General features: G+C 66.7%; 20 protein-coding genes. 15 read left to right on the top strand and 5 right to left on the bottom strand.

Annotated features, from left to right (window positions below; genetic code table 11):
• The first annotated feature begins 65 nt into the window (after window positions 1-65).
• From QQL87_RS16425 to QQL87_RS16375, 11 genes are all read left to right on the top strand, one after another.
• Entirely contained in the window at window positions 66-230 is a 165-nt protein-coding gene (locus tag QQL87_RS16425; RefSeq protein ID WP_008964729.1) for a Flp family type IVb pilin, read from the top strand.
• 83 nt (window positions 231-313) lie between these two features.
• Window positions 314-442 carry a hypothetical protein gene (locus tag QQL87_RS16420; protein WP_284419959.1) on the top strand — a complete coding sequence of 43 codons (129 nt, stop codon included), beginning with the start codon at window positions 314-316 and terminating at the stop codon, window positions 440-442.
• Window positions 443-581: 139 nt separating this feature from the next.
• Entirely contained in the window at window positions 582-1,106 is a 525-nt protein-coding gene (locus QQL87_RS16415) for an A24 family peptidase (RefSeq protein ID WP_284419958.1), read from the top strand.
• A gap of 126 nt (window positions 1,107-1,232) precedes the next feature.
• Window positions 1,233-2,030 carry a Flp pilus assembly protein CpaB gene (cpaB, locus tag QQL87_RS16410; protein ID WP_284419957.1) on the top strand — a complete coding sequence of 266 codons (798 nt, stop codon included), beginning with the start codon at window positions 1,233-1,235 and terminating at the stop codon, window positions 2,028-2,030.
• A 17-nt stretch (window positions 2,031-2,047) separates the two neighbouring features.
• A complete protein-coding gene (locus QQL87_RS16405; protein WP_284419956.1) occupies window positions 2,048-3,529 on the top strand; it encodes a type II and III secretion system protein family protein in 1,482 nt (493 codons plus the stop codon).
• A gap of 22 nt (window positions 3,530-3,551) precedes the next feature.
• Entirely contained in the window at window positions 3,552-4,292 is a 741-nt protein-coding gene (locus QQL87_RS16400; RefSeq protein WP_284419955.1) for a CpaD family pilus assembly protein, read from the top strand.
• Window positions 4,289-5,557, top strand: coding sequence for a CpaE/TadZ family protein (locus QQL87_RS16395; RefSeq protein WP_284419954.1), 1,269 nt, complete (start codon window positions 4,289-4,291; stop codon window positions 5,555-5,557). The genes QQL87_RS16400 and QQL87_RS16395 overlap by 4 nt, the downstream gene beginning before the upstream one ends.
• 20 nt (window positions 5,558-5,577) lie before the next feature.
• Window positions 5,578-7,041: a TadA family conjugal transfer-associated ATPase gene (locus QQL87_RS16390; protein WP_284419953.1), complete on the top strand. Its 1,464-nt coding sequence runs from the start codon at window positions 5,578-5,580 to the stop codon at window positions 7,039-7,041.
• An 11-nt stretch (window positions 7,042-7,052) separates the two neighbouring features.
• Window positions 7,053-8,027 carry a type II secretion system F family protein gene (locus QQL87_RS16385; RefSeq protein ID WP_284419952.1) on the top strand — a complete coding sequence of 325 codons (975 nt, stop codon included), beginning with the start codon at window positions 7,053-7,055 and terminating at the stop codon, window positions 8,025-8,027.
• 9 nt (window positions 8,028-8,036) lie between these two features.
• Window positions 8,037-9,011, top strand: a complete 975-nt coding sequence (locus tag QQL87_RS16380; RefSeq protein ID WP_284419950.1) for a type II secretion system F family protein — start codon at window positions 8,037-8,039, stop codon at window positions 9,009-9,011.
• 84 nt (window positions 9,012-9,095) lie between these two features.
• Complete coding sequence (locus tag QQL87_RS16375) at window positions 9,096-10,334, top strand: Zn-dependent hydrolase (RefSeq protein WP_284419948.1); 1,239 nt, start codon at window positions 9,096-9,098, stop codon at window positions 10,332-10,334.
• A gap of 6 nt (window positions 10,335-10,340) precedes the next feature.
• On the opposite strand, the gene QQL87_RS16370 is transcribed toward QQL87_RS16375, so the two are convergent.
• Entirely contained in the window at window positions 10,341-11,162 is an 822-nt protein-coding gene (locus QQL87_RS16370) for a tetratricopeptide repeat protein (RefSeq protein ID WP_284419946.1), read from the bottom strand.
• A gap of 198 nt (window positions 11,163-11,360) precedes the next feature.
• On the opposite strand from QQL87_RS16370, the gene QQL87_RS16365 reads away from it, so the two are divergent.
• Together QQL87_RS16365 and QQL87_RS16360 are read left to right on the top strand one after the other, a co-directional pair.
• A complete protein-coding gene (locus QQL87_RS16365) occupies window positions 11,361-12,743 on the top strand; it encodes a leucyl aminopeptidase family protein (protein WP_284419945.1) in 1,383 nt (460 codons plus the stop codon).
• A complete protein-coding gene (locus tag QQL87_RS16360) occupies window positions 12,736-13,584 on the top strand; it encodes a C40 family peptidase (protein WP_284419943.1) in 849 nt (282 codons plus the stop codon). The genes QQL87_RS16365 and QQL87_RS16360 overlap by 8 nt, the downstream gene beginning before the upstream one ends.
• Before the next feature lie 795 nt (window positions 13,585-14,379).
• Here the strand turns inward: QQL87_RS16360 and QQL87_RS16355 are convergent.
• Genes QQL87_RS16355 through QQL87_RS16340 form a run of 4 tightly spaced genes read right to left on the bottom strand, consistent with a single transcriptional unit; the run spans window position 14,380 to window position 19,779 of the window.
• Window positions 14,380-15,696 (bottom strand): O-antigen ligase family protein, encoded by a 1,317-nt coding sequence (locus tag QQL87_RS16355; protein ID WP_284419942.1) that lies wholly within the window; start codon window positions 15,694-15,696, stop codon window positions 14,380-14,382.
• A 1-nt stretch (window position 15,697) separates the two neighbouring features.
• A complete protein-coding gene (locus QQL87_RS16350; protein WP_284419941.1) occupies window positions 15,698-17,119 on the bottom strand; it encodes a glycosyltransferase family 4 protein in 1,422 nt (473 codons plus the stop codon).
• Window positions 17,116-17,856 (bottom strand): ABC transporter ATP-binding protein, encoded by a 741-nt coding sequence (locus QQL87_RS16345; protein ID WP_284419940.1) that lies wholly within the window; start codon window positions 17,854-17,856, stop codon window positions 17,116-17,118. Before QQL87_RS16345 ends, QQL87_RS16350 begins: the two co-directional genes overlap by 4 nt.
• Before the next feature lie 3 nt (window positions 17,857-17,859).
• Entirely contained in the window at window positions 17,860-19,779 is a 1,920-nt protein-coding gene (locus QQL87_RS16340) for a glycosyltransferase (RefSeq protein ID WP_284419939.1), read from the bottom strand.
• A 284-nt stretch (window positions 19,780-20,063) separates the two neighbouring features.
• Here QQL87_RS16340 and QQL87_RS16335 point away from each other — a divergent pair, with 284 nt between their 5' ends.
• Together QQL87_RS16335 and QQL87_RS16330 are read left to right on the top strand one after the other, a co-directional pair.
• A complete protein-coding gene (locus QQL87_RS16335) occupies window positions 20,064-20,927 on the top strand; it encodes a DUF6502 family protein (protein WP_284419937.1) in 864 nt (287 codons plus the stop codon).
• A complete protein-coding gene (locus QQL87_RS16330) occupies window positions 20,924-22,126 on the top strand; it encodes a DUF5666 domain-containing protein (RefSeq protein WP_284419936.1) in 1,203 nt (400 codons plus the stop codon). The genes QQL87_RS16335 and QQL87_RS16330 overlap by 4 nt, the downstream gene beginning before the upstream one ends.
• Window positions 22,127-22,252 lie beyond the last annotated feature (126 nt).

Here is a 22,252-nt window from a genome sequence, read left to right as displayed (position 1 = left end):
CGGTGCTGAGAACGCCGCAACGACCAGAATTTGTTCGACCAGCCACGTGTACATGGAGTTACCCTATGAAGAATCTTCTTGCTCGCTTCGTGAAGGATGAGTCCGGCGCGACCGCCATCGAGTACGGCCTGATTGCCGCCGGCATCTCGCTCGCGATCATCGCGGCGGTGAACGGCCTCGGCTCCAGCCTGAGCTCCAAGTTCGGCTCGATCAACTCGTCGCTGAAGTAAGCGGTCGTCACGACCGAGCAAAGAAGGCCCCGGAATTCCCGGGGCCTTTATCATTTCCTCGTCCAGCTCCGCGGCGTTCAGTGATGCGTAACCACATTGTCCTCGCAGCCGCAGCCCGGCGCCAGACCAACGACGCAGCGTTGCGCCTGATCTGCGGCGCACTCGCGCTGTCCATCGTCGCCCTGGCAGCTCGCATCGCCAGCGTCTGGTGAGCCAGGACCTGATCAACCAGGACCTGATCAACCGGAACCCGCTCGACGGGATTCCAGGCCGTTTCCCGATCATTTATCTGTTGCCGCTAGATTCGGCGCCTCGGTGCATCCCGCGCCGCCTCGATGCCGTTGAGAGCCCATGACCCTCGATCTCGCGCGCCTGCTGCTGTTTCCGGCCCTGATGGCCTTCGCTGCGGCGAGCGACCTGCTCACGATGACCATTTCCAACCGGGTTTCGCTGGCGCTCGTCGCCGGCTTCCTGGTGCTGGCGCCGCTGAGCGGAATGAGCATGGACGACATGCTGATGCATCTCGGAGCCGGCACGCTCGTGCTCGTGATTGCGTTCACATGCTTCGCCTTCGGCTGGATCGGCGGCGGAGACGCCAAGGTCGCCTCGGCTGCCGCCCTGTGGTTCGGCTTCGCCCATCTGATGAACTATCTGTTGTACGCCTCGATCTTCGGCGGCGTGCTCACCCTCGCGCTGATGCAGTTCCGGCAATGGCCCCTGCCCTATCTGCTCGCGGGGCAACCCTGGCTTGCGCGCCTTCATGCCAAGGACAGCGGCGTGCCCTACGGCATCGCGCTCGCGCTCGGCGCCTTGATGGTCTATCCGGAGACCGAATGGGTGAAGGCGATCGACGCGGCGCGTCTCGCGCTGCTCTGACAACACCGTGTCAACGCGGTGTTAGGGTGATTTAGATACGCCTCATTAACCATGCTTTGACGAATAACTGCTCAACTCCCATCACGGCGGCGGAAGCGTCGCGGCGTAATGTGGAAAGTGAAGCGTATGAATACCGCACGCATTGTGGTTCTGACCATCGCTGTGGGCGCTGGCGGCGTAGCCGCATATCTGGCGAGCGGATCCGACGACCGCCCGGCTCAAGTTGCTGCGCCCGCCCCGCAGGTGCCGACGGTCGACGTTCTCGTCGCGAAGGCCGATATCGGCCTCGGCCAGTCGCTCAAGCCGGAGCACCTGCAATGGCAGAGCTGGCCGGCGTCGACGGCGAGCTCCAGTTTCATCCGGCGCAACGAGCGGCCGGAAGGTCAGAACGAAGTCACGGGGACGATCGCGCGGGCGCCGTTCATTGCCGGCGAGCCGATCCGCGAGCAGAAGCTGGTCAAATCCGACGGCTCGGGTTTCATGGCGGCGATCCTGCCGGCCGGCATGCGCGCGGTCTCCACCGAGATCTCGCCGGAGACCGGCGCCGGCGGCTTCATCCTGCCCAACGATCGCGTCGACGTGATCCTGTCCAAGCGCGAGCGCAGCCCGGATCAACCCAATGCCGGCGACATCGTCAGCTCCGAGATCATCCTGCCGAACATCCGCGTGCTGGCGATCGATCAGGCGCCGAAGGAGAAGGACGGCCAGAACACGGTGGTCGGCAAGACCGTCACGCTCGAGCTGAAGCCGGAGCAGGCCGAAACGCTGGCCCGCGCCAGGCAAACCGGAACCCTGTCGCTGGCCCTGCGCAGCATCGCCGACGTGAACACCGTCGAGAAGCGCAACGACGACAATCGCAGGCGCGGGGACAGCGTTGCCGTCGTTCGCTTCGGCATTCCCAGCACGATGACGTCGCAGAAGTGACCGAGAGGACGACCAAGATGATTTGCAGCGAAAATCAGCGGAAACTGCGGACCCTGATGGTCCGCGCGCTGTCGCTTTCGGCCGCCGCTGCGCTGACGTTCAATCCTGCGCTCGCACCGGTGATCGCCGCGGACTACCGCCCGGCTGCGGCGGCAACCACCGCCAGCGACGGCCAGATCAACGCGCGCTTCCTCGCGCTCGGCATCGGCAAGTCGGTGGTCATCGATCTACCGCGGGACATCAAGGACGTTCTGGTCGCCGATCCGAAGATTGCGAACGCCGTGGTCCGCTCGTCGCAGCGCGCCTATATCATCGGCGCCGCCGTCGGCCAGACCAACATCGTCTTCTTCGACGCGCAAGGACAGCAGATCGCGGCCTATGACATCGCGGTCAAGCGCGACCTGAACGGCGCGCGCGCCGCCCTGAAGCAGCTGCTGCCGAATGCCGACATCCAGATCGAAGGTCTCGGCGACGGCGTCGTGCTGACCGGCTCGGCGTCGAACCAGATCGAAGCTCAGCAGGCCGGCGAACTGGCCGCGCGCCTGGCGGGCGGAGCCGAAAAGGTCGTCAATTCCATCACGGTGCGCGGCCGCGACCAGGTCATGCTGAAGGTGACGGTCGCCGAGGTGCAGCGCTCGATCGTCAAGCAGCTCGGTATCGATCTCTCCGGCCAGCTCAATTACGGCACCGCCGTCGTCAAGTTTGCCAACTCCAATCCGTTCACCGCCTACGGCAGCAACCTGGTCTCCAACAATGCCATCAGCGCGGCGTTCGGATCGACGCCGTCGGTGCAGGCGACGCTGCGAGCGATGGAGAACGCCGGCGTGATCCGCACCCTGGCCGAGCCCAATCTGACCGCGATTTCAGGCGAGTCCGCGACCTTCATCGCCGGCGGCGAGTTTCCGGTTCCGGCCGGCTACTCCTGCGATCCCACGACCCATGTCTGTACGACGCAGATCAGCTTCAAGAAATTCGGCATCTCCCTCAACTTCACGCCGGTGGTGCTGACCGAGGGCCGCATCTCGATGCGCGTGATGACCGAGGTCTCCGAGCTCTCCAACGAGAACGCGATCACCCTGTCGCAGGCCGTGAGCTCGTCGACGGTCAACTCGCTCACGGTGCCGTCGATCAAGACCCGCCGGGCCGAGACGACACTCGAAATTCCCTCCGGCGGCGCGATGGCCATGGCCGGCCTGATCCAGCAGCAGACCAAGATGGCGATCAGCGGCATGCCAGGCCTGATGCAGCTGCCGGTGCTCGGCGCCCTTTTCCGCAGCCGCGACTACGTCAACAACCAGACCGAACTGATGGTGCTGGTGACGCCCTTCGTCGTGCGGGCGGTGGCGCAGAAGGATCTCTCGCGCCCCGATGATGGCTTCGCGGCGGCCTCCGATCCGCAGGCTGATCTCCTGGGCAGCATCAACCGCATCTACGGCGTGCCCGGACGGACCGAGCCCGGACGCAACTATCGCGGCACCTATGGCTTCATCACGGACTGAGCCGGGACAAGGACTTGCACCGATGACCATGAAACCCCGCTCCGCTCACCACCGCCGATGGCCGCTTGCCGCTGCGCTCGCCGGCGCGGCTGCCCTGCTCGGTGCCTGCAATCTCCACAAGGACGCTGCCCCCACCGCCAGCATCCCCGACGACTACCGGCTCCGCCATCCGATCGCGGTCCAGGAAGCCCCGGACTCCATCGTAGTCTTCGTCGGCCAGGGCCGCGGCGGCCTGACCGCCGAGCAGCGCGCCGACGTCATGGGACTGGCGCAGAGCTGGAGCCGCCAAGGCACCGGCGCTATCAGCGCCGACGTGCCGAGCGGCACGCCGAACGCCCGGGCGGCCGCCGACTCGATGCGCGAGATCCAGTCCCTGTTCGCGGCTGCCGGCGTTCCGCCGCACGGCCTCACCGTCCGCAACTATCAGCCCAAGGACCCGCGCCAGATGGCTGCGATCCGGCTGAGCTACCCGAAGCTCTCGGCCTCGGCGGGTCCCTGCGGCGTATGGCCGGACGATCTCGGGCCCACGATCAAGAACAAGAACTGGTACGACAACAAGCCCGATTGGAACTTCGGCTGCGCCTATCAGCGGAACATGGCCGCGATGGTCGACAACCCGTCCGATCTCGTGCAGCCCCGGTCCGAAACTCCGTCCTACACCAGCCGACGCACCGCGTTTTTCGACAAATACCGCAAGGGAGCGTCAACCGCGATCACGTATCCCGAGGCCGACAAGGCCAAACTCAGTGACACAGGCAAATGATCAGCTACGCCCGACAGACCCCAGAGGAGCAGCCTGACGTCGTGCCGCCGCCGGCCGACGATCATATCGCGCCAGCGCCGCGTGTCTCGGTGCAGGCGTTCTGCGAGACGGTGGAGACAGCCGCCACGGTGCAGGCTGCCGGTGAGGACCGGCGGCTCGGCAAGGCGCATCTGAAGATCCAGATGGGCGGCATGGCGGCCGCGATCGAGGCCTACCGCTCGGCCCCGACGCCCAATGTGATCATCCTCGAGACCGATGCCCGCTCCGACATCCTTGCGGGCCTCGATCATCTGGCAACCGTGTGCGATCCGGGCACGCGCGTGGTCGTCATCGGCCGCGTCAACGATGTCACGCTGTATCGCGAGCTGGTGCGGCGCGGCGTCAGCGACTACGTGCTGTCTCCGGTGACGCCGATCGACGTCGTCCGCTCGATCTGCAACCTGTTCTCGGCCCCGGAAGCCAAGGCCGTCGGCCGCATCATTGCCGTCGTCGGCGCCAAGGGCGGGGTCGGCGCGTCGACCGTTGCGCACAACATCGCCTGGGCGATCGCCCGCGATCTCTCGATGGACTCGGTGGTCGCCGACCTCGATCTCGCCTTCGGAACGGCCGGTCTCGACTACAATCAGGATCCGGCCCAGGGCATCGCCGACGCCGTGTTCTCGCCCGACCGCATCGACATCGCCTTCATGGACCGGCTGCTGTCGAAATGCACCGATCACCTCAGCCTGCTCGCTGCGCCGGCGACACTCGACCGCGTCTACGATTTCGGCGCCGAGGCGTTCGATGCCATCTTCGACACGCTGCGGGCCTCGATGCCCTGCATCGTGCTCGACGTGCCGCACCAATGGTCCGGCTGGACCAAGCGGGCCCTGATCAGTGCCGACGACATCCTGATCGTCGCAGCTCCGGATCTCGCCTCGCTGCGCAACACCAAGAACATGTTCGACCTGCTCAAGGCCGCGCGGCCGAACGACCGCACGCCGCTGTACTGCCTGAACCAGGTCGGCGTGCCCAAGCGGCCTGAGATCAACGCGAGCGAATTCGCCAAGGCGATCGAAAGTCCCCCCATCGTCACCATTCCGTTCGAGCCGCAGATCTTCGGCGCGGCCGCGAACAACGGCCAGATGATCGCGGAGATGTCTCCCAATCATCGGACCACCGAGATGTTTCTGCAGATCGCGCAGCGGCTCACCGGCCGCAGCGAGACCAAGAAGCCGAAAGGCTCCTTCCTGTCGCCTCTGCTTGACAAGCTGAAGGCGAGGTAAGGCCGCGTGGAGTTCTAGTCGTGTTTGGTAAGCGTAGCGGATCGGACAACGATACCAGGGCCCTCAGGCCGGCCGCGTCAGCGCCCGAGCCGGCGCCCGCGGCGCCGCGTGCGGCGTCTCCAGCCGTGTCGTCGCCTCCTCTGGCTCCGACCCGGCAGGCGCCTCCGCCGCCTCCCCCCGTGGTGGAGGCCCGGCGCTCGGACAATTACTACCAGGTCAAGGCGACGATCTTCGGCGCGCTGATCGAAGCGATCGATCTCGCCCAGCTGGCCAAGCTCGACGGCGAGTCCGCGCGCGAGGAAATCCGCGACATCGTCAACGAGATCATCGCGATCAAGAACATCGTGATGTCGATCGCCGAGCAGGAGGAACTGCTCGACGACATCTGCAACGACGTGCTCGGCTATGGTCCGCTGGAGCCGCTGCTGTCGCGCGACGACATCGCCGACATCATGGTCAACGGCGCCGGCACGGTGTTCATCGAAGTCAACGGCAAGATCCAGCGCACCGGCATCCGCTTCCGCGACAACCAGCAGCTCTTGAATATCTGCCAGCGCATCGTCAGCCAGGTCGGCCGCCGCGTCGACGAATCCTCGCCGATCTGCGATGCCCGTCTCGCCGACGGCTCGCGCGTCAACGCCATCGTGCCGCCGCTGGCGATCGACGGCCCCGCACTCACCATTCGTAAGTTCAAGAAGGACAAGCTGACCCTCGATCAGCTGGTCAAGTTCGGCGCCATCTCGCCGGAAGGCGCGGAGATCCTGCAGATCATCGGCCGCGTCCGCTGCAACGTGCTGATCTCCGGCGGTACCGGCTCGGGCAAGACCACGCTGCTGAACTGTCTGACCAACTATATCGATCACGACGAGCGCGTCATCACCTGCGAGGACGCCGCCGAGCTCCAGCTGCAGCAGCCGCATGTGGTGCGCCTGGAAACCCGGCCGCCCAACATCGAGGGCGAAGGCCAGGTCACCATGCGCGAGCTGGTGAGAAACTGTCTGCGTATGCGACCCGAGCGCATCATCGTCGGCGAAGTCCGCGGACCTGAAGCCTTCGACCTGCTTCAGGCCATGAACACCGGCCACGACGGCTCGATGGGCACGCTGCACGCCAACAACCCGCGCGAAGCGCTGTCGCGCTGCGAATCCATGATCACGATGGGCGGCTTCTCGCTGCCGTCGCGCACCATTCGCGAGATGATCTGCGCCTCGATCGACGTCATCGTCCAGGCCGCGCGCCTCCGCGACGGCTCCCGCCGCATCACCCACATCACCGAGGTGATGGGCATGGAGGGCGACACCATCATCACCCAGGACATTTTTCTCTACGACATGATCGGCGAGGATGCGAACGGCAAGATCATCGGCCGCCATCGCTCGACCGGCATCGGCCGTCCCCGCTTCTGGGAGCGCGCGCGCTATTACGGCGAAGAGAAGCGGCTGGCGGCAGCGCTTGACGCCGCTGAAGCCGCGGCCAAGGAATAAGGGAGAGCTCCATGAAGTTTCAGGCTCTCGCCCTCGCCTTCCTCGCCGCGACCGGCATCGGCGGCATCGCCTGGGTGTTTCTCTATCCGATGCTGTCGGGCGAACGGAAGGCCGAGCAGCGGCGCAGCACCGTCGCCAAATCGGAGCCGGTGGTCCGCCAGGCCGAGCGCAGCCAGCGCTCGCGCCGCGAGCAGGTCGAGTCCTCGCTGAAGGATCTCGAGGCCAAGGCGCAAAAGCAGAGCAAGGTGCCGCTCAACCTGCGGATCTCGCAGGCCGGCCTCGACTGGACGGTGCAGAAGTTCTGGATCGTTTCCGGAATCCTCGGCTTCGCGGCCTGCGCCATCGCGTTCTTCGGCGGCGGCGGTCCGCTCGGGGCGCTCGGCCTCGGCTTCGCAGCAGGGCTCGGCCTGCCGCGCTGGGTGCTCGGCTTTCTGAAAAAGCGACGCGAGAAGAAGTTCCTGGCGGCGCTGCCCGACGCGGTCGACGTGATCGTGCGCGGCATCAAGGCCGGCCTGCCGCTGTTCGAATCGATCAAGGTCGTCGCGGCCGACGCGCCCGAGCCGCTGCGCAGCGAGTTCCTCGCGATCATCGAGACTCAGGCGATCGGCATGCCGCTCGGCGAAGCCTGTGCACGACTCTATGAGCGGATGCCGCTGCCGGAGGCCAACTTCTTCGGCATCGTCATCGCGATCCAGCAGAAATCGGGCGGCAACCTGTCGGAGGCGCTGGGCAACCTCTCCAAGGTGCTCCGCGACCGCAAGAAGATGGCCGAGAAGATCCAGGCGATGTCGATGGAGGCCAAGGCTTCCGCCGGCATCATCGGATCGCTGCCGCCGATCGTGATGCTGCTGGTCTACCTGAGCACGCCCGACTACATCTCGCTGCTCTGGACCCATCCGACCGGCCAGCTGATGCTGGTCGGCTGTGTGGTCTGGATGTCGATGGGCATCATGGTCATGAAGAAGATGATCAACTTCGATTTCTGAGGTGGGACCATGGTCGACTTTCTGGTCACCAAGCTGCACGACCCGCACTTCATGACGATGTTCTTCGCCGCCATCGCGGCGACGGCCACCGTCTACACGTTGATCATGCCGTTGTTTGCAGGCGAAAACCTGAACAAGCGCATGAAGGCGGTCGCCAGCGAGCGCGAGCGGATCAAGCAGCGCGAGCGCGAGCGGCTGAACGCCGGCGAGAAGGTCTCGCTGCGTCAGACGCCGAAGCAGCTGGTCGCCAAGGTGGTGGATGATTTCAACCTCACCAAATGGCTGGCCCAGGAGGCCGCCCGCGAGAAGCTGATCATGGCCGGCTATCGCGGTCAGGCACCCTACATCACCTTCCTGTTCGCCCGCATGGTGACGCCGATGGTGCTGTTCGTCGGCTCGGTGCTGTATGTCTTCGTGATCGCCAACCTCCAGAAGTCGATGCCGGTCAAGATCGGCATCTGCGTCGGCATGGCCTATCTCGGCCTGCAGGCCCCGATGCTGTTCCTCAGCAACGCGATCTCCAAGCGCCAGCTGTCGATCAAGCGCGCGTTTCCGGATGCGCTCGACCTGCTGCTGATCTGCATCGAGTCCGGCATGTCGATCGAGGCCGCATTCCGCAGGGTCTCGATCGAGATCTCGAGCCAGTCCATCGCACTGTCGGAGGAGTTCACGCTGACCACGGCGGAGCTCTCCTATCTGCAGGACCGCAAGGTGGCCTATGAGAACCTCGCCAAGCGCACCGGCCTCGAAGGCGTGAAATCGGTCTGCCTCGCGCTCCAGCAATCGGAGCGCTACGGCACGCCGCTCGGGCAATCGCTGCGCGTGATGGCGCAGGAGAATCGCGACATGCGCATGAACGAGGCCGAGAAGAAAGCCGCGGCGCTGCCGCCGAAGCTGACGGTGCCGATGATCCTGTTCTTCCTGCCGGTGCTGTTCGTGGTCATTCTCGGACCGACCGGCATCAAGGTCGCGGCCATGCAGTAGACGTAGACCGCGGCTCCGAAATATCGCTTGCGGTCGCGGCGCCGCCCTGGAAGCTAGGCGGAGCATGATCGAGGTCTCCGCCTGATGTCCGACAAGCTCCGCCGCGCCGATGGCGCCCGCGTCCTCGCCGACCTGAACGCGCTGCGCGCCTTCGGTCTCTACAAGACCGGCGTGCATCGGCCGACCTTCTCCGAGGCCCACCGGCAATCCTTGACGTGGCTTGCCGAGCGCCTGCCCGACGCGCAGCTCACGCCCGAGATCGACGGCATCGGCAACGTGCTGGGCACCAGCGCCAAGCCAGGTCCCAAGCTGCTGGCCGGATCGCATCTGGAGAGCCAGAACCATGCCGGCTGGCTCGACGGTCCGCTCGGCGTCATCTACGCGCTCGAAGCGGCGCGCGTGCTCAATCCCGATCCGTCCATTGCTGGCGCGGTAGAAGTCGCCTCCTGGTGCGACGAGGAGGGCCATTTCGGCAGCTTCCTCGGCAGCCGCTCCTATGTCGGCGATGTCAGCGACGCCGACATCGATGCCGCCCGCGACCGCAGCAGCCCGCGCACGATGCGCGAGGCGCTGACCGAGATGGGCCTCGCCGGACGGCCGCGGCTGCAGGCCGAGCGCGGCCGGCATATCGGCTATCTCGAGGCCCATATCGAGCAGGGCGACACGCTCGAGAAAGGCGAACTCAAGGTCGGCGTCGTCACCTCCATCGTCGGCATCTGGCAGTACCGCATCGTCTTCACCGGCGAGCAGAACCACGCCGGCACGACGCGCATGGCGGTGCGCAGGGATGCCGGGCTCGCGCTCGCCAGGTTCTGCGTCGCAATCGACGAACGTTTTCCCTCCGCCTGCGGCCCGCGCACGGTGTGGACCACGGGCCGCATCACGCTGGATCCGGGCGCGCCCAGCATCATCCCCGGCCAGGCCGAGATGCTGTTCCAGATCCGCGACGACAATGCTGCCGTCATTGACCGGCTGGAGCAGTTGCTGCGCGAAATGGCGGCGCAGGCCTCCGAAGCAGGTCCCTGCCACGTCGCCGTCGAGCGCATCCGCACCGGCGCGCCCGCGATGATGGACGGCACGTTCCAGGATGCGATCGAGGCTGCGAGCGGCGCGCTCGCCGGCGGCAAGTCTCTGCGGATGCCGAGCGGTGCCGGGCACGACGCGCAGGTGCTGGCCACGATCATGCCGGCCGGCATGCTGTTCGTGCCGTCGATCGGCGGCATCAGCCATCACTGGACCGAGAACACCTCCGACGCCGACATCATCACCGGTGCCGACGTCTTCGTCGACACCTGCCGCCGTCTGCTCGCAGGCGCTCTGTAGTCGCGCTTACTGGTCCGGCTGGTTGAGCGCCGCCATCGGCACCGCATTCCGCGCCTTGCCCTTGCCCTGGCCTTCGCGCTGCCCCTGGATCATCTGCTTGAGATAGGCGACGTTGGCGGCGGCCTCGTCGGGCGGCAGGTCGGCGCGCGCAATCTGCTCGGCTTCGCTGAACCGCCCCTGCAGGCCGACGACGAGCGCGAGGTTCTGGCGCACCCGCGCGTCTGCCTTCTGCGAGCCATAGGCCTGGCGCAGCGCCTCCTCGGCCTTCGGCAGCTCCCGCGTCAGCATGTAGGACAGGCCGAGATTGGACAGCACCGACGGCTCGCCCGGCACGATCTTCAGCGCGCTGTCGTAGTAGCGCCGCGCCTCGTCGTGGCGGCCCATCTGGTCCAGCACCGTCCCCTGCACCGAGAGCAGCTTCCAGTCCGGATTGTCGGGCGAGTGGGCGCGCGCCAGCACGTCGAAGGCCAGCTTGAAATTGCCGTTGTCAGCGAGCGCCCGGCCATAGGCGGCGAGCACGGCCTTGTTGCCGGGGCTGGCCAGCGTGGCCTGCTCCAGCACGGCGACGGCCTGCTCGCGCTGGCCGTTGTTGCGCAGCGCCTGCCCATAGGCGATCGCGGTCGCCCCATCCTTGGGGTTGGCGCGGTAGCGCTCGCCATAGACCTCGGCCGCACGCTGCGGCGTCTCGGGCGCGCGCGGCTGCTCGGCCCGGCTGCCCAGCGAGCCCGTGATGTCGGACACGGTCTGGCAGCCGCCGAGGCCGGCGGCGATGAGAGCGGCGAACGCGGCCGACGCGAGGAGCCGGCGGATGGAAGGCTGCTGACGCATTGTCACGGGACTCGAGGGACGAGCGGATTGAACGCGCCAGCAATAAACTGTTAACGCTAACAGCCGGTTAATGGCGTGACGCGGGCGCGGCTGTGACGGCTGCGCCGGTTTGCGGGCGATGCGGCCGGCGCGATTGCAGCGGCCGTCAAACTCTGCGAAGTCTGCCTGCAGCGCGCGCCACGCAAGGAACCATTAGGCATGCCGTCGATCTTCGAGACCGCCTCCCCCTCGTCCGCCATCCCGATCACCTTCGTGACCAAGTCGAGCTGGCCGGGCGTCCGGGAGAGCCTGCCGATCGAGGCCCGCAATTTCGCCGACGCCAACGTCTACACCGCCAAGCCCGGCAGCTGCCTGCTGCTGCCCGCCGCAGACGGCCGCCTTGCGCAGGTGCTGTTCGGCATCGAGGACGCCGACGCCAGGCACCGCGATCTGTTCCGGCCAGGCAGCCTGCCGGGCCTGCTGCCCGCCGGTACCTACCACTTCGCCAATGCGCCGCATGATATCAGGCTCGCGGCACTCGCCTTCGCGCTCGGCAGCTATCGCTTCGGCCGCTACCGCAAGACCGAGACGCCGGAGGTTCGCTTGGTTCCTCCCGAAGGCGTCGACGTCGCCGAGCTCGACCGTCTTGCCGAGGCGGCGACGCTGGCCCGCGATCTCGTCAACACGCCGTCCAACGACATGGGACCGGAGGAGCTCGAGGCGGCCGCCAAGCAGGTCGCCGATCGCTTCGGCGCCCGCTTCACCAGCATCGTCGGCGACGACCTGCTGCAGCAGAACTATCCGCTGATCCACGCCGTCGGCCGCGCCTCGACGCGCGCGCCGCGCCTGATCGAGCTCAACTGGGGCGATCCATCCCATCCCAAGGTGACACTGGTCGGCAAGGGCGTCTGCTTCGACACCGGCGGGCTCGACCTCAAGCCCTCCAGCAGCATGCTGCTGATGAAGAAGGACATGGGCGGCGCGGCCAACGTGCTGGCGCTGGCGCAGATGGTGATGGATGCCAAGCTCAAGCTGCATCTGCGCGTGCTGATTCCGGCGGTCGAGAACGCCGTCGCCGGCAATGCCTTCCGTCCGATGGACGTGTTTCCGTCGCGCAAAGGCCCGACGGTCGAGATCGGCAACACCGATGCCGAGGGCCGGCTGATCCTCGCCGATGCGCTGGCGCTCGCCGACGAGGACAAGCCGGATCTGCTGATCGACATGGGCACGCTGACGGGTGCTGCGCGCGTTGCGCTCGGTCCCGATTTGCCGCCGTTCTACACCCAGGACGAGGCGCTGGCCGCCGACGTCGCGCGCTGTGCGGCGGCCGAGAACGATCCGCTGTGGCGGATGCCGCTGTGGGCGCCCTACGATTCATGGCTCGACTCCAACGTCGCGGCGATCAACAACGCGCCCTCCGGCGGCTTCGCCGGCTCGATCACCTGCGCGCTGTTCCTGCAGCGCTTCGTCGAGCCCGCAACGCGCTGGCTGCATCTCGACATCTTCGCCTGGACGCCCTCGGCCAAGCCGGGCCGGCCCGAAGGCGGCGAGTGCCAGGCCGCGCGTGCGCTCTACAAGCTCTTGAGCGAGCGCTATGGCTGATCCGCGGATCACGCCGGCGCGCGGCGATATCGCGGCGAAGCATCTCGAGGGCCAGGTGTCGGCCGCGCGCTTTGTCGACGGCGAGGCGCGGGTCGTCGTCGATGCCATCGCACCGCTGCGCCAGCAGCCGTTCTCCGGCGCCGAGCAGGCGACGCAGGCGCTGAAGGGCGAGCGCGTCACGATCTATGACCGCAACGGCGAGGGCTGGGCCTGGGGCCAGCTCGACGCCGATCATTATGTCGGCTGGCTGCCGGAGCAGGCGCTCGCCACGCCGACCGCGGCTCCGACGCACAGGATCACCGCGTTGCGCAGCTTCGCGTTCCTGGGGCCGTCGATCAAGCTGCCACCGGCCGACACGCTGGTGATGGGCTCGACCATTGCGGTGACCCGCGAGGAGGCGAGCTTCGTCGTGACCGCGGACGGCCAGTTCATTCCGAAGCAGCATGTCGCCCCGCTCGCTCATGTCGAGCCCGACTACGTCGCCGTCGCCGAGCGCTTCGTCGGCACGCCCTATCTGTGGGGCGGCAAGAGCAGTCTCGGCATCGACTGCTCGGGTCTGGTGCAGGTATCGTTGAATGTTGCAGGCATGGCGTGCCCGCGCGACAGCGACATGCAACGCGACGCGCTCGGACGCAGCCTCGATGACAGCGAGCAGCAGCAGCTCCTCCGCGGCGACCTCATCTTCTGGAAGGGCCATGTCGCCATCGTGCGCGATGCCAACACGATCGTGCACGCCAACGCGTTTCACATGGCGACCGCGATCGAGCCGACGCAAGAGGCGATCGCGCGCATCAAGGCCGGCGGCAGCGACGTGCTCGCGATCAGACGGCTCTTCGATTAGTTGGTAGGGTGGGCGAAGACGCGATCGCAACGCGTCAGCGTTGCGCATCGCGACGTGCCCACCGTCATAGATGCGAGCGCGCGGCAGGCTCAATTCCTCCGTCATTGCGAGCGCAACGATCCGATCTACCTATCAAACAGCATGAGGACGAGCGGTCGCGGTCTCGCGGCATCAATCGCCCGAGTTCTGCGATATTGTCCGCCCTCGAAAACATGAGAGGGCGCAGAGAAGGCCGGGCGCCGACTGCACCCGTGGTTGCGTGCAGGAAAGCACGCAATAGTCACCACAGGTACGAGCCGAACATCCGGCCTTCCCTGCGCGATGGCTTTACGTCTTATACGTGATCTCCCCAGGGACCGGCTTTCTTGCCCCTGTCGGCCGCGCAGCTCATCGGCTCCCGCGACCTTGACGCCAGCATCGGGGCGCCAGGACCACACGACTTCGCCGTCCGCAACGGCAGCGCTCGTCCGGCGCCACCCTTACGGCCATCGCATCCCGCACCCGACATCCGTGACGACGCGTACGCCCCTCTCGTGGGACGGGACGCGGCAATCAATGAGGCTGATTTGCCCGACGACGCAAGCTGATTCTTTTTTTCCGCAGACCTGGACAGAATTCGCAGCGGCCGCCCGTCGGGCAAATCACTCCACCCAAACCGGCACATTGCGGGCTGGCGGAAAGTACGCCCATTCCGCCGATCTGCAGATCGGCCCAAGTTTTCAGGCTGCACGAGATGCGTCTGGGACCTGCGGAGCGCCGCGCGGCGCGGCGACCGACGTTGCCGTCCTTGGCCTTTCAATGATCTGCAGACGTGGGCCGCTCCTGCGGGTCGACCTGGCGTGCGTGGCCGAGGACTGCCCCGCCGGCAACGCCGACACCGATCACATACATCCAGCCTGCATTGAAATCGAAAAGATGAGAGTTCAGCAGCGAGCTGACGACGTTCTGCACCACCACGGCAAGCCCGATCCAGGCGACCGTGCTCTTGGCCAGAAACATCCGCAGATGGAATGACCACATCGCATAGAGGAGGAGGACACCGGCGAGCCCCCATTGGATGGCGACGTTGAGAGTCTGGTTGTGAGGATTGTTGACGACCTCGGCCCGCAGACCGGTCTGCCCCACCGCGTCGCTCTCGAACAATTGCTGGATCGAGCCGGTGCCATGTCCAAGCAGAGGCGCCTCGGCAATGAATTTGATGGACTTCTGCCAGTACATCAGTCTCTGCGCGGTCGAAGCCGGGACGTTGGCATCGAATGCGCGATACTCGATCGCGACGTCGCCGACACGCTGACGGAGATAGGGCGACGTCGACCAGACCAGGCCGGTGACGACGACGGCACCCGTGAGCACCGCGAGCATGGCGCGGCGGCCGAGATGACGCACCGCGAACAGCACCAGAAGCACTGGCATGTAGATCAGGGCCGTCCGCGCCGATGCGACGAACAGCAGATTGGCGAGGAAGGCGATGATCAGCGCCAGCAGACCGGCTGCCATCAGAAACCGGCGCCGCTTCCATTCCATCAGCAGCGGTGCGGCAAGAGCAAAGGCGCAAAGCGCAAATTCCTGGCTCTGATCGATGTAGTTCTTGACCGGCACACCGGCCGAGGCCGTTGCCGTAACCTTCCAGGTCGGATCGACGAGGACGATCCATGATAGCGCCATCAGCACCGTGCAAGAGCCGACAAAGCCCGCGAGAACCCAGTGCGCGCGCTGCGATCGCCTGAAATGATACAGCAGCAACGGGACCAGCAGCAGCTTGGAAACCGGGTTCAGGCCGCGCAAGCCCGCTTCCCACGGGCCGCCAGACCACAAGACGCCGATGTCGGCGAGCACAAAGAACGCCAGTGGCAGAGCGCAGGCCGGGGCTGCGAGGCCACGGACCAGCTCGTCCCAGTCGATCGTCGGGATGATCAGGATCAGCCACGCCATCATGAAGACGGCGGTCGCCGTCGTCGACCAGGGCAGCGCGGCGGCCGTCAGCACCACCATCGTGTCGGCAACGCGAAGATAGGCCGGCGCCTCGAGCAGCGACTGCGATATCGCGCAAGCGTTGACGGTCCGATGCGACGAACCCGCCTCGATATGCATGAGGTACGTCTCCTGGAACATGTCAGACCACCTGGGTCGCCAGACGCTCGGACCCGGCTAACGGCGTCTCAGACGTCGATCGTCCGCCCGCGGCCGGCGCGCCTGCCGGTGGTCCGAGCAGATCGCGCGCCTGGCTGTGATGACCGAACCGCGCCGCCAGCTCCCCCCGCCGCTCGGCGATTTTCTGGCGCCAATCGTCCTGCTGAAGCAGCGCCCGATTGACCGCATCGCAAATCGAGCTGGTCGAGAAGGGATCGAAATACTCCGCGAGATCACCCGCCACTTCACGAAACACCGGGATGTCCGAGCACAGCACCGGAGTATTCGCGGCCAGCGCCTCGATGATCGGAACGCCAAATCCCTCCGCGAAGCTCGGCATGATCAGGCCATGCGCATCCGCGATCAGCGTCAGCTTGTCCTGCTCATCGACATAGCCGGCAAAGCGGACGTTGGGCGGCAGGCCACCTGCCCGCTGAGCCTTTCCCGCATAGCCGATCACGACCAGGTCCGCCTGCGGAAGCCGGCGAAAGGCGCGGGTCAGGGCCTCCAGATTCTTCCTCGGCTCCGCAGAGACGATGACGACGAAGGTCGGCCGCTCGGTGCGGGGGGCCTGCGCCGCCACCGGATGAACGTCGTCGAAGCGGGTTCGCGGATAGACGACGCGCGCGGGCCGATGCGCATGGTGCGGCATCAGCTCCCTGAATCGTTCGAGGCTGTAGTTCGACACGAACGCCAGTTCGTCGGCCTGCTCGACGCTGGTCGCGAGCCGCGACAGGAACAGCTGCGTTGCGGCGTCGCTCAGCTTGAGATCGGTGAGCGGCAGCAGATCGTGAACCACGCAGATCACGCGCGCTTCCGGATCACGCCTGACCGCGACCCGCGTCGGCGTGTCGACCAGGATGATGTCGTAGCCGCGTGCGTCGATGCGTGGCGGAGGCAGCCGGAAGAACGCCGAACTATCCTGATAGCTGTAGAAGCCGGGCTCGAGCAGGAAGCTGCGAAACAGCTCGAGATGACGCAAGTCTGGCGGGATGTATTCCAGTCCGCGGGTCCGGTTCTCGATCGAGCGGTGGCGCGGGCGCGGCAGGCCCATGGCCCGCATGAAGCAGAGGCAGAACTCCCACGAGACTGATACGGTCACGCGGCTTCGAAACCAGTCGATGGTCTGGCGCAAGCCGCCACGCGCCGACTGCGCGTTCATGTCGGCCTCGTCGAGGAACCGATACAGCGCCAGAAGCTCGATCAGCCGGGACTCCGACGGCAACAGACGGGCCTGCTGCTGACGCTTGCGCAGCTTGCGATAGCGCCGGGTCGTCTCCACCAGCAAGGTCAGCTCGTGACCGTCGTTGGCGAGCGAGCGCAGCAGCTCGCGGGTGAAATGGAAGATGCCGCGCTTGTGGTTCGGCTCCCCCAGCGCCTCGCTGACGACCAGAATCCGTGTCATGCACAAATCTCCTGAAGATGGGCGCGCGCCGTGGATGACGAAGTGACCGGGACCGTCGCGACGACACGGCCGCGTTCGAGCCGGACGATCGCGTTACAGATGCGATGCAGCAGCCCCTGGTCATGCGAGGCGAGCACGACGATCGCGGCCGCCGAGACCAGCTTGAGCAGCCGCTGCTCGGCCTTGGCTGCGAACTGCTCATCGACGACGCTGAGCCACTCGTCGAGCAGCAGGATGTCGGCGGGAAACGCGGTCGCGGTGGCGAACAACACGCGCATCAACATTCCCGACGAGAACATGCGAAGCGGAATGCGGCGCATACGCTCATCGAGCTCGGTGAACGCCCAGATTTCATCGATGATCTCGGGTGTCGGCCTGCGCCCGCTGATCCGCAGCAGCAGGCTGATGTTGTCGTCCGCGATGAAATCGAGATTGGCGCCGGCCGACAGGCCGAGCAGCGGCATGACCTCACCTTCGATCTCGATGCGGCCGGAGGTCGCGGGATAAACGCCCGCAACCAGCCGCAACAGGGTGGACTTGCCGGAGCCGTTCGGCCCGAACAGGCCGATGCGCGCTCCCGACGAAGCCTCGATCGAGATGTTGTCGATGGCGCGGATCGTTCGCGTTCCATCGGCGTCTCCGACGAGACGATCCAGCATCCGGCGCTTGATCGAGAAATCGTAGGCGCCATAGAGCGGGTAATCGAGAGAGACTTGGTTCAGACGGATTCTTGCCATGGCTCAGATCCAGAACGCGGCCTTGCGCAGATGTCCGATGGCGGCGACGCACGCGAGGCCGAGGACGGCGAGGACGACGACGACGTAGAGGACGCTGGCTGCGGGCACCTGGCCGGTGGTCAGCGGATCGCGCCAGATCGCGAACAGATGCGTGAGCGGATTGAACCGCATGATGAACGAGCCGCGGTCGACCATCTCCGGCGACCACACGATCGGCGAGGCCAGAAAGGCGAGCGTCAGGCTCGACTCGATGATTGGCTTGAGGTCCCGGAAACGCGTCGCGAGCGCGCCGAGCACCAGGCTGAGCGCAAAAGTGCAGGCGACGAACAGCACGAGGCCGGGCATCGCCTTCAGCGTACCGGCAACATCCATCGGGGCGAGCAGCAGCCACAGCAGCAGCGGCACGGAGGCATTGTGAAGCGCGAAGAGCAGCTGGCGAAAGCAGCATTGCAACAGGAACACGATCGGCGAGAGCGCCCTGTCCTTGATCAGGCTCGCCGAGACCTGCAGCGCGGTGGTTGCGTCGAGCACCACGCTGTTGAGAAAGGTCCAGGCGGTGAGGCTGAGGGCCAGCATCGGCAGATGCGACAGCATGCCGGCGGAGCTGAAATGGCCGACGACGGAGCCGAGCACCGCCACCATGATCGCCATCTGGATCGACATCCAGAACGGTCCCAGCAGCGAGCGGACGTAGCGATGACGCATGTCGGACCAGGCCAGCGCAGCCGCGATCCGGACCGGTTCGAGCAGTCCGCCGCGCTGCGGCCGCGCCGAGTTTACAATGCCATGCGCGACGATCGCCCGGCGATAGACGCGCTCGATGCCCTGCCTGAAGTTGTCCGTCGAGTAGGCAGTTTCGGCACGGGCGCGGGCTGCTGTTGCCATGCGCCGGCGGCGCTCGGGATCGGCCAGCAGCGTCGTGATGGCGCCGGCCAGCTGCACCGGATCGCCCGGCTCGACCGTGATCGCTTCGATGCCGTCGCGTGCGACATGCGGCACACCGGTCGGCAACGACGTGTTGATGACGGGCAGGCCGGCGGCCATCGCCTCCAGCTGCGCAATGCCGAAGGTCTCGGCCGCGGTGACCGAGGGCAGCACAAACACATCGGCTGAGCGCATCGCATGGCGCAGCTCCTCGTCGGACAGCGAGCCGAGCAATCGCACGCGGTCGCCGAGGCCAAGGCTGTCGATGAGCTGCTCGAGATGCGGGCGCTCGCGGCCCTCGCCGACGATCCACACCCGGAAGTCCTGATCGGCGGCCGACCGGATCAGCACGTCGAAGCCCTTGTAGCGAACGAGGCGGCCGCAGGCGAGAACCAGCGGCGGCGCAGCGCCGTGCTGCGCGGGCACAGCAGGCGCCCCGGCGAATTTCGAGAGATCGATTCCGAACGGCACCACGACGCATTTGTCGGCGAATTCAGTCAGCAGCGCAGTCCTGGCGACGAGTGCCTGGTCCGAGACGATGATCGCCTCGGCCCGCCGCAATGTCCTGCGCATCAGCGGCTCGATCAGCCAGCGCAGCCATGCATGCGAAACGATGTCGGCATGCCAATGCACCACCAGCGGGCGGCTGCCGCCGAGACCAGCGGCGAACACGAGATCGGCCAGCGGAAACGGCGCATGCAGCGCGACCAGGTCATGTGCTGCGATCCGGCGCCACAGCCGCACCGGGTAGGTCGGCGCCACCGGCAGCGACAGAACATCGCCGAAGGAATGCACCCGCTCGACGCTGACGCCGTCGAGGTGCTCCTGGCGCGGACGCGCGGCATTCGAGCAGACCAGGACGGACGCCGCGAAGGCGTGCTTCACGCCGGCGCAGATGTCGCGGATCACCGAGAGCGTGCCGCCGTAGAGGTCGGGATAATAGACCTTGAAGACGTGGAGAACCGAAGGGACGCGATCAGGCTCACAGGGGGCTGACATGAATCCTCGCAGCAGGGAGGGAGAGGCTCGGCATCGTGGGGGCGGTCGACGATCGTTTGGATCGCTGGACCATCCCGAGCGACCTGGTGACCAGAATGTGCACGTTTCGAACACAAGGCCCGGCGTTCGCTGGGCGAAACAGTGGCTCGCGTACCGAATGGGGAAACATCGTGAAGTTCCCGTGGTCAGATGGGCCTCAATTACGTGGGAATTTTTCACACGTCAATCCGTCGCTCGAAAAAAGTGGGATTGTGTCCCACGTCCGCCATGCTAAAGTTTCCGTGATGAGCCCCGACGTCCCGAACTCGACGCCGTCAGCGCATGAGCCGCTGGCCGCGACAAAGCTGCACGCGCCGCTGGCGCGGCTGCTGCGTCCGCTCGTGCGTCTCTGCATCCGCAGCGGGATCACGTTTCCGGCGCTGGCCCAGCTGCTGCGCGAGCTGTTCGTGAATGTCGCCGAGCACGACTTTGCGCTGGACGGCAAGCAACAGACCGACAGCCGCGTCAGCCTGCTCACGGGGATCCATCGCAAGGAGGTGGCGCGGCTGCGCGGTGCCGGCGCACCTGTCAACGTGGTGCCAGCGACGTTGTCGCGCACCAGCGCCATCATCGCGCACTGGCTCGCCGCCCCGGAATTCACCGATGCCAAGGGCGATCCGCTGCCGCTGCCGCGCACCGCCGAGGGCGATGCGCCGTCGTTCGAGGCGCTGGTCGCCGCGATCACCAAGGACGTGCGGCCGCGCGCGGTGCTCGACGAATGGCTCGACCGCAATCTCGTCACCATCGACGCCGATGACAACATCGTGCTCGCCGAAACCGGATTCGTGCCGCGCGGCGACGACGATCGCAAATGGTACTATCTCGGCCGCAACCTGCATGACCACATCGCCGCCGCGGCCGCCAACGTGTCCGAGCCCGCGCCGCGCTTCATGGAGCGCGCGGTGCATTATGACGGGCTGTCGCCGAAGCTCGCCAGGCGGCTCGAAGCGCGCTCCCGCGAGCTCGCGATGGAGGCGCTGAAGACCGCCAACCGCGAAGCCAACCGCGCGCTCGCCAAGGACAAGGGCGGCGATGCGCGCTGGAATTTCGGCGTCTACATCTATCTGGAAGAGCCGAAGGACCCGCCCGGCGGGGGCGGCCAATCGTGACCCGACCGCCGCTCCTCTCGCGCCGGGCGCTGCTCACCGGCCTGTGGCTCGCCGGCTCGTCGGCGCTCGCCTGGGGACAGACGCGGAAGGGCAACGACCAGGGCCTCGGCGGCACCGGCATCAGCGGCGGCCAGGACCAGGGCATGGGCGGCACCGGCATCGTCGGCGTGATCCAGCGCTTCGGCAGCATCTTCGTCAATGGCGAGCGCGTCAGCTATGCGCCCAACGTGCCGGTGTGGATCGACGGCGAAGCGGCATCCGTGAAAGCGCTCAAGATCGGCCAGCTTGCCCGCGTGCTGGCCCGGCGCGATGCCGGCGGCACCCTGAGCACCGCCCGCATCGACGTCGTCAGCGAGGTCGCCGGGCCGATCGAGGCTGTCAGGCCGGGTGAGCTCACCGTGCTCGGACAGACCGTGGTCTCGCCGGGCCAGGAGAGCTGGCGGAAGGTCGGCACCGATGTCGCGGTGTTCGGCCTGCGGCGCAGCGACGGGGTGATCGTCGCGAGCCTCGTAGATCCGCGGACCGCCACGGCGAGCCGGATCAGCGGCCTGGTCGTGCGTGATCGCAGCGGCCTCTCCATCGGCGGACTGCGCCTCGCCGGCGTCGACCAGGCGCTTGTCGGCCGGCGCGTGCAGGCCGAGGGCCGCGTGGCGCAGGGCATGATGCAGGTCGCGCGGATCAGGCCCGATGATCTCAAGGAATTCGCGCGCGCGAGCCGGCTTCTGGTCGAAGGCTATGTCCTGCGGGTCGACAACGAGCTGCGGTTCGGCTCGGGCTATGTCGCGCGCGACAATTCACGCTTCCAGCCGTCCGGCGAGACGCGCGTCGTGGTCGATGCCGTGCCCGACGGCGCGGGCGGTCTGCGCGTCGAGGCGGTGCAGGCGGTCAGCCGCTTCCCGGGCGAGTCGGTCAGCGGCCCGCAAGCCCCGCCGCGCAGCCAGGGGCCGATGCAGGGGCCGGGCGGTCCGAACAATCCGGGCGGAGCGCGTGGTCCGGGAGCGCCGGGCGGCCAAGGCCCGGCTGGACCCGGTCGGGACGGCGGCATGTCCCCGCCCGGCGGATCCAATCCCGGAGGCGCGCCAAACCCGCCCGGGTTTGGCGGATCACCCGGCGGTCCTCCTCCCGCGGGAGGCGGCGGCTTCGGCGGACAAGGCGGCTTTGGCGGTGGAGGCGGCGGTGGTGGCGGCGGCCGACGCTGACGGCATCAGCTCAACGCTGCGCGGGGCTTCCACAATGGCGATTTGACCCGTGATGTGGCCACGATGGCGGTGCGCTCCCTCTCCCCGCTCGCGGGAGAGGTTAGGACAGCGCGAGCCGCACTGGTT

This window comes from Bradyrhizobium sp. SSBR45G, from assembly GCF_030159255.1.
Taxonomy (GTDB): Bacteria; Pseudomonadota; Alphaproteobacteria; order Rhizobiales; family Xanthobacteraceae; genus Bradyrhizobium.
This window is presented reverse-complemented; position numbering and strand designations above follow the sequence as displayed.

Excerpts from the sequence above, each read along its gene's own strand:
- QQL87_RS16425 (WP_008964729.1), top strand. The coding sequence starts at position 66 with ATGAAGAATCTTCTTGCTCGCTTCGTGAAGGATGAGTCCGGCGCGACC.
- QQL87_RS16420 (WP_284419959.1), top strand. The coding sequence starts at position 314 with ATGCGTAACCACATTGTCCTCGCAGCCGCAGCCCGGCGCCAGACCAAC.
- QQL87_RS16415 (WP_284419958.1), top strand. The coding sequence starts at position 582 with ATGACCCTCGATCTCGCGCGCCTGCTGCTGTTTCCGGCCCTGATGGCC.
- cpaB (WP_284419957.1), top strand. The coding sequence starts at position 1,233 with ATGAATACCGCACGCATTGTGGTTCTGACCATCGCTGTGGGCGCTGGC.
- QQL87_RS16405 (WP_284419956.1), top strand. The coding sequence starts at position 2,048 with ATGATTTGCAGCGAAAATCAGCGGAAACTGCGGACCCTGATGGTCCGC.
- QQL87_RS16400 (WP_284419955.1), top strand. The coding sequence starts at position 3,552 with ATGACCATGAAACCCCGCTCCGCTCACCACCGCCGATGGCCGCTTGCC.
- QQL87_RS16395 (WP_284419954.1), top strand. The coding sequence starts at position 4,289 with ATGATCAGCTACGCCCGACAGACCCCAGAGGAGCAGCCTGACGTCGTG.
- QQL87_RS16385 (WP_284419952.1), top strand. The coding sequence starts at position 7,053 with ATGAAGTTTCAGGCTCTCGCCCTCGCCTTCCTCGCCGCGACCGGCATC.
- QQL87_RS16380 (WP_284419950.1), top strand. The coding sequence starts at position 8,037 with ATGGTCGACTTTCTGGTCACCAAGCTGCACGACCCGCACTTCATGACG.
- QQL87_RS16375 (WP_284419948.1), top strand. The coding sequence starts at position 9,096 with ATGTCCGACAAGCTCCGCCGCGCCGATGGCGCCCGCGTCCTCGCCGAC.
- QQL87_RS16370 (WP_284419946.1), bottom strand. The coding sequence starts at position 11,162 with ATGCGTCAGCAGCCTTCCATCCGCCGGCTCCTCGCGTCGGCCGCGTTC.
- QQL87_RS16365 (WP_284419945.1), top strand. The coding sequence starts at position 11,361 with ATGCCGTCGATCTTCGAGACCGCCTCCCCCTCGTCCGCCATCCCGATC.
- QQL87_RS16360 (WP_284419943.1), top strand. The coding sequence starts at position 12,736 with ATGGCTGATCCGCGGATCACGCCGGCGCGCGGCGATATCGCGGCGAAG.
- QQL87_RS16355 (WP_284419942.1), bottom strand. The coding sequence starts at position 15,696 with ATGTTCCAGGAGACGTACCTCATGCATATCGAGGCGGGTTCGTCGCAT.
- QQL87_RS16350 (WP_284419941.1), bottom strand. The coding sequence starts at position 17,119 with ATGACACGGATTCTGGTCGTCAGCGAGGCGCTGGGGGAGCCGAACCAC.
- QQL87_RS16345 (WP_284419940.1), bottom strand. The coding sequence starts at position 17,856 with ATGGCAAGAATCCGTCTGAACCAAGTCTCTCTCGATTACCCGCTCTAT.
- QQL87_RS16340 (WP_284419939.1), bottom strand. The coding sequence starts at position 19,779 with ATGTCAGCCCCCTGTGAGCCTGATCGCGTCCCTTCGGTTCTCCACGTC.
- QQL87_RS16335 (WP_284419937.1), top strand. The coding sequence starts at position 20,064 with ATGAGCCCCGACGTCCCGAACTCGACGCCGTCAGCGCATGAGCCGCTG.